General features: G+C 41.4%; 10 protein-coding genes. 3 read left to right on the top strand and 7 right to left on the bottom strand.

Going from position 1 to position 13,949, the window contains the following annotated elements:
• On the bottom strand, nt 1-759 hold a 759-nt coding region (locus PF479_RS14950; RefSeq protein ID WP_298008030.1), incomplete at its 3' end, for a Gfo/Idh/MocA family oxidoreductase.
• Nucleotides 760-980: 221 nt separating this feature from the next.
• Between PF479_RS14950 and PF479_RS14955 the strand changes: the two genes are divergently transcribed.
• A complete protein-coding gene (locus tag PF479_RS14955) occupies nt 981-2,198 on the top strand; it encodes a hypothetical protein (RefSeq protein ID WP_298008032.1) in 1,218 nt (405 codons plus the stop codon).
• A gap of 158 nt (nt 2,199-2,356) precedes the next feature.
• Nucleotides 2,357-2,980: an SGNH/GDSL hydrolase family protein gene (locus PF479_RS14960; RefSeq protein WP_298008034.1), complete on the top strand. Its 624-nt coding sequence runs from the start codon at nt 2,357-2,359 to the stop codon at nt 2,978-2,980.
• A gap of 6 nt (nt 2,981-2,986) precedes the next feature.
• On the opposite strand, the gene PF479_RS14965 is transcribed toward PF479_RS14960, so the two are convergent.
• The 4 genes from PF479_RS14965 to PF479_RS14980 form a co-directional block, all read right to left on the bottom strand.
• Nucleotides 2,987-3,937: a hypothetical protein gene (locus PF479_RS14965; protein WP_298008036.1), complete on the bottom strand. Its 951-nt coding sequence runs from the start codon at nt 3,935-3,937 to the stop codon at nt 2,987-2,989.
• Between the two features lie 277 nt (nt 3,938-4,214).
• Entirely contained in the window at nt 4,215-6,242 is a 2,028-nt protein-coding gene (locus PF479_RS14970) for an alginate lyase family protein (protein ID WP_298008039.1), read from the bottom strand.
• Nucleotides 6,223-7,323 (bottom strand): glycoside hydrolase family 88 protein, encoded by a 1,101-nt coding sequence (locus PF479_RS14975; protein WP_298008041.1) that lies wholly within the window; start codon nt 7,321-7,323, stop codon nt 6,223-6,225. Before PF479_RS14975 ends, PF479_RS14970 begins: the two co-directional genes overlap by 20 nt.
• A 2-nt stretch (nt 7,324-7,325) precedes the next feature.
• On the bottom strand, nt 7,326-8,408 hold the full coding sequence (locus PF479_RS14980) for a hypothetical protein (protein WP_298008042.1): 1,083 nt from the start codon (nt 8,406-8,408) through the stop codon (nt 7,326-7,328).
• 243 nt (nt 8,409-8,651) lie between these two features.
• On the opposite strand from PF479_RS14980, the gene PF479_RS14985 reads away from it, so the two are divergent.
• Nucleotides 8,652-10,844, top strand: coding sequence for a helix-turn-helix domain-containing protein (locus tag PF479_RS14985; RefSeq protein ID WP_298008044.1), 2,193 nt, complete (start codon nt 8,652-8,654; stop codon nt 10,842-10,844).
• Here the strand turns inward: PF479_RS14985 and PF479_RS14990 are convergent.
• Together PF479_RS14990 and PF479_RS14995 are read right to left on the bottom strand one after the other, a co-directional pair.
• Complete coding sequence (locus PF479_RS14990; protein WP_298008046.1) at nt 10,827-12,614, bottom strand: glycoside hydrolase family 2 TIM barrel-domain containing protein; 1,788 nt, start codon at nt 12,612-12,614, stop codon at nt 10,827-10,829. The two genes, PF479_RS14985 and PF479_RS14990, sit on opposite strands and share 18 nt — an antisense overlap.
• Nucleotides 12,611-13,949, bottom strand: a 1,339-nt coding sequence (locus tag PF479_RS14995; protein ID WP_298008048.1) for a hypothetical protein, incomplete at its 5' end; no start/stop codon positions are given. The genes PF479_RS14990 and PF479_RS14995, both read right to left, overlap by 4 nt.

Below are 13,949 nucleotides of genomic sequence, written 5' to 3' on the forward strand. Positions count from 1 at the left end.
GCGTAGCCCGCCGACATGAACAGAGCGCTCTTGACCATCTACCTGAAAAATCATCAGTCCCGCTTTTAAATCATGGAGGTAAATCCTTCCCTTACTCCCCTGAATGATCAGGCTTTCGGGCATACCTGTCTCCAGCCAGCCCATGGCCATACGGACAGTAACACCAGAATGAGTCACAGCTTCAATATAGGGAATCCTCCGCGCCGGAAGGAAGGGATCATCTGTGCTGCCGCCGATTCCGGCACTGGCTATCTCTCCAAAAAAATAATGCACCAGGTCAAGGCGGTGGGAAGTCGGAAATTCATTGCAAAAATAAAGAGCTTCAGGTGTCCCGATAACCCCTTCTCTGAGCTTATCGGCAATGTAACGGATCGATGGATAGCCCCGTCTATAGTATGCCACTCCCAGACAGCGGTCTGATTTATCCGCAGCGGCAATCATGGAATCACATCCTTTACTGTCGATAGACATGGGCTTTTCAACAAGAACATGCTTACCAGCTTCCAGGGCCATCATCGTATGTTCCCGGTGTAGAGGGTGGGGACTCGCTACATATATGGCATTAATATCAGGTGAAGAAATCAATTCATCTAAGGAAGAGACATAACGGCCATGACCATGCCGCTCTATAAAGTCCTCACCAGCTTCTTTATTTCTTCTATGAACCAGAATCAGTTCTGAATTATCCAGTAAGTACAAAGGCGGTCCGGATTTCCGCTCACACACATCTCCGGCACCAATCATTCCCCATTTAATCATTTCATCTGTCCTCCTATCAAAAACTTCATACAGCTGAAGAGGAAAGTCAAATCAGATCTTATGATTCCCCCCTTTTTATGATAAATAAATAATTTTTATAAAAGGGGAAAAATAGACAAGGTATCTTAAAATATGTTATGGTAAATTTCAACGAAGGAAGTGCATTGTTGTACTTTCATATCCACAACAGAGAACGCTACCAAACAACTTAGGAGAGACTCATGTCAAAGCCACTCAACCAAACATCCCCCATCGATGATCCTTTATCGCCTGAAAATATCCACGCTCGCTTTAGACAAATCTCTGCACCGGGCACAGGGCGAAAGGCGTACCAGCTCACCCTGGGCGAAAAGTTTGCACAAGCCTTGTATTATTTTTCTCCCTTATTTACGGAGGACGGACGGTGGCTGGTTTACAACCAGCACGATGTAGAAGGAGATGTGATTTCCCATACCTGTTGGATAGCACTGGATATACTGACAGGCAAACAGCATAAGCTGGCTGAGGTGGCACAAGCTTCAGGGTTTATTCATGACGGCGAATCCGCCACCTTAAATCCTGTCCGGAGAGAGTTGATTTACAACACCGGACGAACCTACCGGACCGTACACATCGAAACCGGAGAAGATCGGCATTTGTTTGATATTCCTCCACAACGGAAGGCGCAGGTTCAGAATTGCGTATCCCCCTGTGGACGTTATTTCTTCTATATTTCCCATGATGCGGAACAGTGGCGGATCATCAAGAACGAGGGGAAACGCCCTATGACGGATGTGCACATTATGCGCTATGATCTTGATTCGGGAGAACAGCATCTGGTGCTCCGTCTCAATGCATTCTGTAAACACATCATCGCTTACGGTCCCCGACACCTCTGTCTGTCTTACGACCATCTGCCGGTGGAACATATGTTGTTGCTCACTGATTATGAAGGTGGATGGTATACCGCCTTACGCACGGAAATCATTCCGGAGAATCACACCTGTCACTACAACGTCAGCCGACAAGGCTTACATTATGAAGCTGGCGGTGGAAGCATCCCTGCCCTTGGCGGGATCACCTGCCCCCGGACCCACCGTCGGATGGAATTTCCTACTCCCCTAATGAAAGGCCGACATGTAGCTGCGGTACCCGACGGTACGCGATGGATGACAGACGGATTGGAGCCAGCTGGCCGCGTGCTGTTCAGCCTTACAGATCTACCGTCAAACACTCCCCCTGTCTGGCAACAACTCAGTGGACCCTGGCCTACCTACGGAACAGGACAGAAATCCCATGGACACCCCAGGGTTACCCCCTGCGGCAGATGGGTCCTCCTTCTGGGAGGAGATCCGGAAACCCGGACCAACCAGCTTTTCCTGCTCGATATTCAGGATGTGCCCCTCTCCCGAGGGCTCCCCGACTTCGCGGGCGAGGCGGGAATGGATTTCCCAGTGTAATCCTCATACCCCGTCAGGTGATAAGGCTTTAGGCAAGACTTAAGCCCCTCGTAATTTTCCGGATAACAGGCCATGATGCCCTGATTATTTACTTTGCACGTATCATTTCATGAAGACAATCATCTTTTTATTAATCGCTATATATGATAATATTCCATATGAAAAAAATTAAAAAATCACTATTCCTTTTAGGAGATTCCATATCAATTCATTACAGACCTTTTTTATTAAAATCATTGAACCCGCAATGGGAAGTTAATGGAAAAGATGGCTTAATCGAAGCCATGGAAGATCTTGATTTCCCTCGAGGAGCCAATGGCGGGGACAGTGACATGATCCTGGACTATTTAAGAGAGACTCTCCCATTTCCCGGTACTGAATTGATCCTCTGCAATTGTGGACTACATGACATAAAAAGATACCCGGATAAGCAAGGCTGCCAAGTTTCGTCCAGTCTATATGAAAGAAATCTAGAGGAGATTCTATCTCTCTGTAGAAAGACTGACACTAAATTTGTTTGGATTACAATAACAGAGTTTGATGAGACGATTCATAACCAACGGCAAACAAGCTTTAAAAGACTCAAAAAGGATCTCTATTTATATAACAACATTGCCCTTGAAGTTATGGAGCGTAACAATGTGGATATTATTGATTTATCAGGGTATACCAGATCCTTGGGACTATTAGAAAAGTATATAGACAGTGTGCATTTTTCCTTAGAGATAAGAAAGTTACAGGGCGAGTTCCTGGCTGAACAATTCCAGAAACTGGTGGACTGAAACGCTTCAGAGTATGGAATCAATATTTAATATCAATGGAATAGCTCTTCCTTTATGAAATCTTCCAGCAGATAAAGTATTAACCAGAACCTTTTTTCCATCAGGAGAAAAAACAGGATGTAAACAAACACGTTCCGGATTTCTTCCCCTCACTTCCTTATTTGTTGTGCATCGTTTTAGAGGATAAGTGTTAATAGTTTCTCCACTATAACTGTCAATAAAGACCACACGCCCTGGAACAGATGATTCATCGGAGACAATGAGACTATGGTCCGTGGGATTAACAGAAGGGTGCCCGCCACTACAATGGGAGGAAATTTTCTTGTAATCTGATCCGTCATAATTGACAAAAGCCAAACACATACTTCCTTCAATACCAGGGTCCGGCCCATACCCAATCAGTCTCTCCCCATCTGGGTGCCAGCTCCAGTGCAAACCGCGCTTATCCTCACTGAGATCCAGAGCAAGCCGGATATCCGTCATATCTTTATTAGATGTAAATATGTATGCAAGACGCGGTTCTCCTCTTTCTTTGACCACACAATGGTTGCCAAAGTAAAAAAGGAATCGGCTGCCTTGCTGATTCCAACGCACGGCATAGGTCATTAAGGTCAGTCCATCCTGAAAAACACTGCTGTGAGCAGGTTTATATGTCTGTCCCCATTTCTGAGCTAAAATTCGATCTTTGCTTTTTAGCCAATCTCGCTTTGGGTGCGATGCCAGCACTTCTTCTGTTGATAATACTAAGGATTCAGGTTTATTGAAGCTGATACGGGAAATGCCATGTTTCTCTCTGGCCATAAAGGGAACAGATGCCGCTTCAGGTTTAAATTTATGATCCCCATATCCTGCTGCATAGAGTAGATTGTGGCTGCCTGACAATCCTGGCTCACCCTGTGGAGGGATTCCTTCTAAATCTCCACTTACACTCCGGGTGTCACCTGTAATAAGATCCACCCTTGTGGTTTTTGGCTCTTTGAATGTTCCATCCTGATGATAGATATAACGGCTGTCAGGCCCCCAGCACTGCCATTTTCCGGTATGCCAAAAACTGGGGATAACCGGCCCTCCCGGGATATTATGAATGAGAGAGCCATTGCGATCAAAGATCCCCAGACGGCATTCATCCTGAGTCTCCCGATCAGTTCCGGCGAGGAGGAGCCGTCCTGAGTTATCGGGAGCCCAGGGGGAGATTGTATAATAACTGTGAATTGTCCATAGATTCTCTATCTGTCTAAAATTTTGATCCAAAGCAAACAGACCTCCCAGTTTTTTTTCCACACAGGGTGAATCCATCCTGTTCAAGGCTTAAAGTCCAGTGTTTAGTGTTATCACTCAGGCTGTAGAGAGTGTATTCCTTACCAGTTGTTTCGTAATGCCACGATGCAATTTCTCCATATCCTCCCAATGCTATGGCATGAACAACTGTATGCTCTTTTCTTGATTCACTTCCAGTCCAGCGATACAAATGTGCAGAACCTTGTAAACCCTCTCCTTTCTCTCCCGGTAGAGGATGATAGGCATCATGCATATATCCATATTGAGGTCCTGATAAGCAGCCTCCGCCTCCATGGAAGATTTTCATGCCTGCAGACCCACGACGGGCAACCAATCGATCCTTTAAAGGGTTCACTTCCAGCTTACCATCCCGGTTATTTAATACCCAGGTCCAAAGGGGAGTTACAGGCTCATCTGCTACAATCCGATCTACAATGTAAATTACTTGAGCACCACACAAAATAATATGCCTCTCAAAAACGTCCAATGGTGCATCGTATAATTCTCCAGCATCATTAGCACAGTGGGAGATAAACCCATCGTCGAAAAATCCCAGAGTTTTTCCTCGTTTCACTGTATCACTCAATCCATCTTTGCTGATTTTACGAATGCCCGATGCTCCATTTTGAGGAATCAAACCAGGGAAGCTGTCTAATGAGGTCCTATGAGCTTTGCTATTTTGAATAAAAGAACAGGTATTATGATGAAGGGATACAATCTCTTGGAGATGCACGAGTCCTCTATAGCAACTATGTCCCGGATCGACAAGAAATCTCTCCCCTCTATGGGTGACGATCAGAGAATTGATATCACCATGGGAGTGAGCCACCGTATTCAAACTTTTTGCACATCCTGCTACGGCTACAGAGCTGTCACCACCCCAACAATCTCTCATATAAGTGTAGCCATTCTCAAAACTACGGCTTCTCTCCAGTTGTTCAGGGCCACGAGCCTCACAACTTCGGGGTAGCAAAATCAAGGTGAAGATACCAATTCCCGGGACAAAACCAAAAGAACTCCGGTCATCGACCATAGGTTGTTCCACAGGAAGATAGGCTTCCTCAAAGAGCCATTTGGCCAGAGAAGCAGACTCAGGATCAACCTCTTTGAGGGTAGCAGCCATATGTAGAAGAATATCTGCAGAAGGGGCAAAGATAGCAGCTGAGTCCCCAAAGTTAAAAGACCGGGACACATGTCCCCAACCGGACAGATTCTTTCTATGGATATGATTGTATACCCAGAAACGAGCTGCTTTTGCATAAGAAGCGCAGTGTTGCAGATCCAGAAGTAAGGGAGCACTTCTCTTATAGGCTTCAGTAATCAGGAAGAGTCCCTGTAGTGCATAATTAGCATACTGAGCGGATTCACCGTAGGATCCATCCTCTTGAAAAAGAGAAAAACAGAGTTTGACTCTCTCAAGATTGTCCTCCAATATGTCCTGCCTTCCTAATACAGCTGCGGGGACTATTACTCCGGCCAAAAGGATGCAGTACCAATTGTTAATCTTTCTGGGAAGGGTATCACAATAATTCTGACAGAGTCCGATGGCTCTCTCTATCAGACAGGTTTCTATCTCTTTTTGCTCTTCAGGAGTGAAAAGAGAAGGACACAGATCATAGGCAAAAGAAACGGACCAGGATAAATGGGCTGTTTCAAGATTCCCAGCAGGAGGATCAAGAGTATGATCCCGGAAAGTTGGGCCGACCCAGTCGCAAACAGGACGTCTGACAATGGCTAAAACAGTAGATCTGATCCAGGCACCTAGTCCTTCATCTTCTTTTATCCGGTAGGAAAGCGCGCTCTCTGAAATATACTCAAAGGCCAGATGCCACCAGTCCTGTGTGGAACTGAGGTTGACCAGTCCTGTCTGACTCTGCCGTTCTTTGCTCTTATTTAAAAAAAGCCAGAGGAGATCATCAAGAGGGGTATTTCTTTTTCTGTTTTTTATAGCCTCTAATTCTGATTCACAAAGGAAGATTGACATTAAGAACCTCCTCTTTGAGACCTCTCGGGAAGGGATACCCGATCAGTTCATCCCAGGACAGTCCTGCAATATCTGCTTCGGTTAATGCCAGGATAACAGGTCCGAAAGCATGGACGTCATTCAAAACCCAACCACGCCGGATATAGTCTTCAATTCGACCTTCTTCCGGAGCAAGACAACCTCTGCAGCAGTTATGTATAGATCCATCAAGAGAGATATAACGCATCAGCCCTGCAATACCTTTCTTCAGTATCTTATAATAAGATTCACCTTCAAGAACCTTTTTTTCCAAGGCTCGGCCCAGAGCATACAGAATTAAACCAGTACCGGAAACCTCCACATAAGATTCGGGGAGTGTCATTTCCTGATGCCACATTCCCCATTCATCCTGGTATTTCAGCACTGCAGACAATAAATCCTTAAGCATTTGAGCATAACTACTGTGATGTTTATGATCGGGAGGAAGAATATCTATAACGTCAGCAAGAGCCAGGAGCCCCCATCCATTACCCCGGCTCCAATGGTCAGAAGAAAAAATTCCAAAACCATTGAATCCCCGGGCTTGATGCAGCATTCCATTATCAGGATTTAATAAAAGATCATAACTTTTCTTCATTTGATCATGGGCTTCATTAACAAGGCTCTCATCACCTTTTCCAAGACCCAGCCAGGTAAGATAGGGAGTCACTGCGTAGACTGTGTCAATCCATACATGCTCACTGTCTGCCTTTCCCGGCATGGAAAAGAGACTCTCAGCAGAACGGGGGTGGTTTTTCAGCAATTCCCGGGAGCTTCTTTCCAGAGCAGGACCTGCCGAATCAAATTCGCCTTTAAACCAGAGATAGGCAGTCCCATTTCCCCCGGCTTCATAACTTTTATAACTCCCGACAATGGAGTCAAGAGGGACTTCTCCCTGAATAAAAGGAGTCATTTGTTGTCGAATATCTTCAATGACTTTTTGATCACCCTTATAAATCCCATATCGGGCATAGGCATACACGGTCAGAAGAGAAGCATACATTTCAACAGGATTTTCGTTTACAGAACGTTTATAGACTTTTTGAATTACTGAATCAAACATTTTTACCCTACCATTATCATATGCAAAGATTTTGGATTAAGATGATAGGGACCTTCATAGCCACTATCTTTCAGAATATCTGCAGCATGTCCTATGGATTGAGGATAAAACCAGGAGTCGAGCATTACAAATTCGGGATCAATCACAGCTTTATCTGGATTGACCCAATCCCGCCGTTTCGTCCTCCAACCCCGATTGTTCATATCTTTGTGCATAAGAGCATGGTCTAGATATTTTTGTGCTGTCTTTCTAACATCTTCCTTTCGATAGTCAGTCAATTTACTGAGATTCGCAAGCATATAAGCACCATCAAAGTCAGGGCAGTTTTTTCCCCCGGGCCAATAGGAACCGTCTTCTCCCTGACACTGAATAGTTGAATCAATGCAACGATCTATATATTTAACGTCCCATCCCCGGTCGTAAAAGATAGGAACCAAATGGATCGTACCAAATAATCCATTCCTCAACTCAGACCCTTTAGATGTTCCAAAAAAACCAGTAGATGGATCTAATAAACCCTCAAGGAAGGGATGGATCTGCTTTTCAATAACGTCATCTACAATGTTGTATCCGAACCAGTCTTTTAAGCCCATAAATATGGTATAGACAGCCAGCACCTGATTCGAAACCCGCCAACACTGTGACCAATCAAGAGACTCCAACCATCGTCGGCAAGTGTCCCCTTCAAGGAGGGGTTCTACAAAACTGGCTTTGATTGCCGGCTTGCGATTCAGGGTTCTCATTGCCCAGGTATAACCTCTGGTCGGATGGAGTTTGACATCCAGCCCTGGTAGTACAGGGTTATCAAAAAAAGGTTGCTGACGGACAAGAACAGATCCATCTTCCTGGAGAAAACTATCTAAATAATCAGCCCAGCTATCGAGATTAGCAACGGGTTGATTGTGAAGTTCATTAAATAAATCTAATATTTGAGTGGCATGGTAGGAACCATAGAAGTTTTCACCGCCATCTGCTGTTTTGGAATAGACTCCAATTTGTTCACCTATCTTCATTGAGCGAACATAATTCATTGCCGACTCCCTGACCTTCTGATACCCCTCTGATTGAGGGTATTGCATAACCATTTATAATCCTCCTATGTGACACATCAATTATGAAATATTTATATGTGAGTTAATAATATCAGAGATGAGATTCATGTCATTTGGAAAGACTTGTCAATCTATGGATAAAACTGCGGAGTATATGGATTTCTATATCGCCGTTTTGATATCACTGCTAGAATCTCAACCGAAATGATACAAAAAAGACAATTTCATCTCCAATATTATATATATCTATCTTTGATAATCCTGATCCCCTTAGCAATGGGTATTGTATTTTATCAACAGACAATAAACGCCGCGATTGCTAGAATAGCTGAAGAGAATACTTTTAGTAAAAACTATATAGAGAAGGTCTTTGAAGATTTAAATAATGAAATGGAGAGAGTTGCCGCCCATTCTATTCAATCTATCCAGAATGACCTGAACAAAGGGGATCTGATAGAATCGGAAAACACTGTTAGTAAATTGCGTTTCTTGATTGGTAACGATCTGATTCCCTATAGCTTAACTGATAAAATCATCTCTGAATATTATATTTTTATAGATAATCCTCAGATTGTCCTGGGACCTACTCATAGTTCAAAACTAGAAAGCTTCTGGAATTATTTGTATCGTTTTGACAATATAAGTATTGATGATTGGTATAGTGAATATGTGAAAGGCCCCCACCGGGGGGAGTATTTAACAAATCAAAAAATTGTTGACGTATCACAAGAAAATCAAAGTGCATACCTGCCCTATATATGGTCATTTCCTCATGGTGAATCAGGCAATGGTGTCATCGTATTTTTTCTCTCCATCCAGGAAATAAAAAACTTACTTTCCCTGGTATCAAATAAAGGGAATGCATCTGTTTTACTTCTGAATAAACAAGGTGACATTATTATTTCCTCTGAAGAGACAGATCAGCTGCTCTCCAGAGATCTTTACTCAGAAGAAAAAGATGTTTTAATGAAAGCAGAAGGGCACAGTTTTATTAGTTCTTTTTCTCTGGATTCCCTTCCCATGAAATTATTGATCTACCAGCAAAAGGATGAAATCAAAAAACAGGCTCGTTATATATCACAATTGACCATCATCATTATTATTAGTCTTTCTGTTTTAGGAATCGCCCTTGGAGTCTATGTCTCGTATATTAGCTCAAAACCCCTTTTTACAACTCTCAAAGAAATACAGGAAAATCATCCTGAGAGGTCTGGTGAGATCATTAAAGGAAATGATTTGCAAAGTTTTTTTAGGGAGTTAACTGGTCAGAATAACATCCTTAAAGGTAAAATAGAGAGTACGAAAATCTACAGTGAGCAGATGTTTTTTCAATCTCTCTTCTCAGGAGAGAAAAGTGGAGATGAATTAGAGTCTTTAGCTTCTGAACTCAAATTTTCTCTGGATAATGAATTCTATATAATAGCCTGTGCTGAACTCCCTTTTAATTTTGATCATGATCAGATGGTCACACAGATGCTTTTAAGAGAGTATATAAAATCCGATTATGACAATAATTTTTTTTACCACCAGACAAATCACAAACAAATTGCTTTTATCACAGGGACCAACAAAAAAGAGATAGATCATGCATCAAAAGCAGCATCCCATAAATTCTTAAATTTAAAAAAAGACATAGAAAGAGAGTTAGGAATCAGTTTAAGAATGGGGATGGGAACACCTAAAAAAGCATTATCAAAACTATATGAATCTCTTTCAGAGGCCAGAATAGCTATCAGGCATTATCAGAAGACTTCTAACAGCTTTGTCAGTTTCATTGAACTTGATACAGGGAACCTAATCCATTATGACTTCAATTTAGAATCAGAAACACGTTTACTCAATTTGATTAAAATTGGAAAAATAGATGAACTGGAACAACTATTAGCAGAGCTCAAACATAAAAATATTGAATCGGAGCAAAAATCAAGAGCCGAAAAACTCCTATTCATACATGACCTTATGGCTTCACTCTTAAAAATATACTCCGAATCAGCCATAAACAGCATTGCACTGGAACAGAAAATTAGAGAACTCTTAAATCGTGATACTGTTAAAGTGGAAGAGCAATATGAAAAGGTTAGAGAGCTCTTTCTGGAAGTCTCCAATAGGGTGAAAATAGCAGATTCCAAAGAGAAATTAGAACAAAAACATGCAATGACCCTCTTTATTGAAGCGAACTTTCAAGATCCAAATCTATGCTTGGATTTAGCAGCCGAACACTTTAAACTCTCTACCTTTTATTTCTCCAGACTTTTTAGTCAGCAATTTGAAATTCCTTTCAGACAACATTTAGAACAAAGACGCCTGGAGTATGTGAGACAGCAACTCAAGGATTCAAATAAACCTCTTAAAGAAATTGCCACGGAAGCTGGGTACAGCTCATTAAACACATTTAGTAAGGTTTTTAAAAGAATTTATGGCTATAGTGCTTCTGAGTATAGAAAAGTTAATTCAAAATTCAGTTCCTAGGCAGGATCGCTCCCGATAGGCTCCAAAAATCCTTTGCACTGCTGTATATGCTATTTTTGGACGCCTATATTCATCACAAGTCCCTTTGTTATTAAATGCCCTAGGTCTCTTCACAGCTCTACCTGACTGATATGTTCTCCCATCACAAAACTGCCAAAGGGCAACACCTGCCAGAGCATCATCCTCACAGATTCTGGTACAAACTGTTTCAAGGTAATCTTCCTGATAACCTTCTGTCCAATGGCTTCTTAATGAATCTCTCCAACCATAAATTGCCCCGGCTCCTATTTCACTTAGAATAAGAGGTTTATTTTTATGATTAGAAGAATTCTTATGTTCTATGAGTAAATTTATTTCTTGATTGATTCTATCTAAAGGCCGGGTCACTTCTTCTGCAGGATCTTCATCATCCATCTCATACCACCCAGGATAGGTATTGATACTGATGACATCACAAAGTTCCAGGTACAAATCATCGAGAGGATGATTTGTGGCATAAGTGATAAGACGGGTTCTATCTTCTTCTCTAATAGCACGAAAACAGCTTTCATAAGCCTGTCTGGAACTTTCTTTATGAGAATCTCCCTCGTTTAGGAAGCCCCACATAATGACACTTGGGTGATTGTATGAATTTCTAACCATCAAGCGGTGTTGTAATTCCATATCTTCCATAAAATCTGGACGGGAGAAGTGTCTGTCATTATGCTGCCAGGAAAAACTTTCTTCAAAAAAAAGAAAACCTGATTCATCACAAAGATCAAGAAAGCGTTGATCCTGTGGGTAGTGACTACCTCTAATAAAATTACAATTGAGATCTTTGAGTATCTGAAGATCCTGTACCAGTTGGCTATAAGGGAGAGCCGGTCCGAACTGAGGATGAGATTCATGCCGATTATATCCCAGTAATTTGACTGGTTGGCCATTAAGTGTAATCTGTCCCTTATCTGTACCAACAATACGTATTCCAAAGCGCTCGATAACAGTATCACTGTGTTTTCCATCATCAACTCTTACAATGAGCTCATAAAGAGCAGGGTCATCAAGAGTCCAGATGCGGGCATCAGGAAGAACAAAAGAAAATTCCATATTAGTTTGAGAGGAAAAGTTCGGATTCTCTATCTCAAGAAGAGTGTGTCCTCTTTTTCCAGAACTGTTGTACTCTCTTATACAAACCTTAAAACATATCTTTTCAATTTCAGTATTTTGAACTTCTTCCTGAAAAAAAATACGGGCCGAGATCTGAGGTTTTGTAATATTTTCCGTTTTAATTTGAACTCTATCCAGAGCCAAGGGACCTGTGGAATGCAGATCAATCCCTCTAAAAAAACCCCCATAGGAATAAAAATCGGTTCGTTTATCAAAGAGGGGTGTTTTATTAATATCCAGACGGTTATCACTCAATACAACAAGCTCAACTTCTCCATTAAATTTTTCAGGAATTGGAATTGTCATACCTGTGTAAGGGAGACGACAAAGACCGATCTCTTCCTGATCAATATAAAAGCGGTTCTGCATACCCATACCGGCAACTTTTAAATAGTGTTTTCTCCCTTCTGCCAGGGTAATAAACTTTCTGTATGCAGCCAACCCCTGCTTCCCGGCATAGGCAGGAGTAGCATCAAAGGCCATAGGAACATCCATGAAGTCATCATAGTGAATCTGTCTTTCAGATAAGTTATCAATTTCAAGATCTTCTCCTATAAAAGAAAAATCCCAAAGCCCTTCTAAAGAGAGAACTGATCGCTCAGGGTAGTATGGATAGTGTTTCATTTTCTAACTCCTCTTTTGTCTTTTGTTATTTTTTTTGGTTTACAAATATTCTTAAATATTCCAAATATCAGTATAACTTCACAAAATTGTGAAACAACTATGGCATACATACAACTGAGAGCTGTATTCTTTGGTTCAACAAGAATAATAAATGTAATGGCTACTGTTAAAATTGCTATATTCAAAATCTTTGTAGAGCCCATGACTCTCGTTTTATACTCTTTCATAAGGATTCCATAAAATGATTCTCTCACTGTAGCAATAAAAGGAAGGATTGCCCCTGCCTTTATGATTCTAAGAGTGGCATCAGCTATAGTTTTATCAATGGCGATCAAGTCAGTAAGGATATAGTGCCCAATGGGGGTCATGGAAATAAAAAATAGAATACCAGTAAGTGTGGTTCCTAAAAGGAGAGTTGTAGCGACTGTGGATTTGACACTCTGTTCATCATTTTTATTATAATACAGCAAAGGGACCTGTTTAAACATTGAGAGGGGAGTTAGAAACAAAGCACAAACTCCCCATGCGATTGAAAAGGATGTTATAGCCTGTTCAGGAGAGATCGATCTGGCTAAAGTCGCATGTACTAAAGGAATTCTCAAAGCTCCAATAAATGAAGTTATTATCAATGGTGAATAGAAGGCAAATATATACCTGGAGCTAATTTTCTCTATGTCCTGCTGCTCTGTGATATCCGCTTGCCTACTACCAAATGCACCGGGAATACTTTTAATACTTGCTTTAGTGGCTATTAGAGATAATATGCCTTCAATAAAGACAGCAAAAATCAGTATTAAACCAGCGAGAATAGCCGGTGGAATAAAAAGCAAATCATCAATATTTTTAACAATAATTGCTACAACTAGAATTCTTAATAGAGAACTAAAAGGAATCACAAAAGATTTTTCAAATTTCAATAATATGGCATGGCAAAAATCTTTTAATAACAGCCCTATGGGATAGAGGTTAAAAACTGCAAAAATAGTGATAGCAGCTTTGAGGGTCTCCCCTTGAACACCCATAAAATGACTAAAAATATATCTTGTTAATCCGCTGATGGTGGCAACCATCATTAATAAGACAACACCTATCATTAATTTAATAACAAATAATTTTACTTTTGAGTAGCTGCTCATATCATTTGCTAATGATGTCACCATTGGTCTAACTAAAAACAAAGGGCTGAGCAATAATTTCATCAGGCTGCTTGCCACTGCATAAGCTGAAATATATATATGGGGGGAAGGCAGTCTTGCTAAACCTGCATTTATAAAATTGCTGGTAAATGGTAGAACAACAGCTGCAATCATAAGTGGAAAAAAAAACCTCAAATGT

The sequence above is a fragment of the Oceanispirochaeta sp. genome, from assembly GCF_027859075.1.
In the GTDB taxonomy this organism is placed as follows: domain Bacteria; phylum Spirochaetota; class Spirochaetia; order DSM-2461; family DSM-2461; genus Oceanispirochaeta.

Excerpts from the sequence above, each read along its gene's own strand:
- PF479_RS14955 (WP_298008032.1), top strand. The coding sequence starts at position 981 with ATGTCAAAGCCACTCAACCAAACATCCCCCATCGATGATCCTTTATCG.
- PF479_RS14960 (WP_298008034.1), top strand. The coding sequence starts at position 2,357 with ATGAAAAAAATTAAAAAATCACTATTCCTTTTAGGAGATTCCATATCA.
- PF479_RS14970 (WP_298008039.1), bottom strand. The coding sequence starts at position 6,242 with ATGTCAATCTTCCTTTGTGAATCAGAATTAGAGGCTATAAAAAACAGA.
- PF479_RS14975 (WP_298008041.1), bottom strand. The coding sequence starts at position 7,323 with ATGTTTGATTCAGTAATTCAAAAAGTCTATAAACGTTCTGTAAACGAA.
- PF479_RS14980 (WP_298008042.1), bottom strand. The coding sequence starts at position 8,408 with ATGGTTATGCAATACCCTCAATCAGAGGGGTATCAGAAGGTCAGGGAG.
- PF479_RS14985 (WP_298008044.1), top strand. The coding sequence starts at position 8,652 with ATGGGTATTGTATTTTATCAACAGACAATAAACGCCGCGATTGCTAGA.
- PF479_RS14990 (WP_298008046.1), bottom strand. The coding sequence starts at position 12,614 with ATGAAACACTATCCATACTACCCTGAGCGATCAGTTCTCTCTTTAGAA.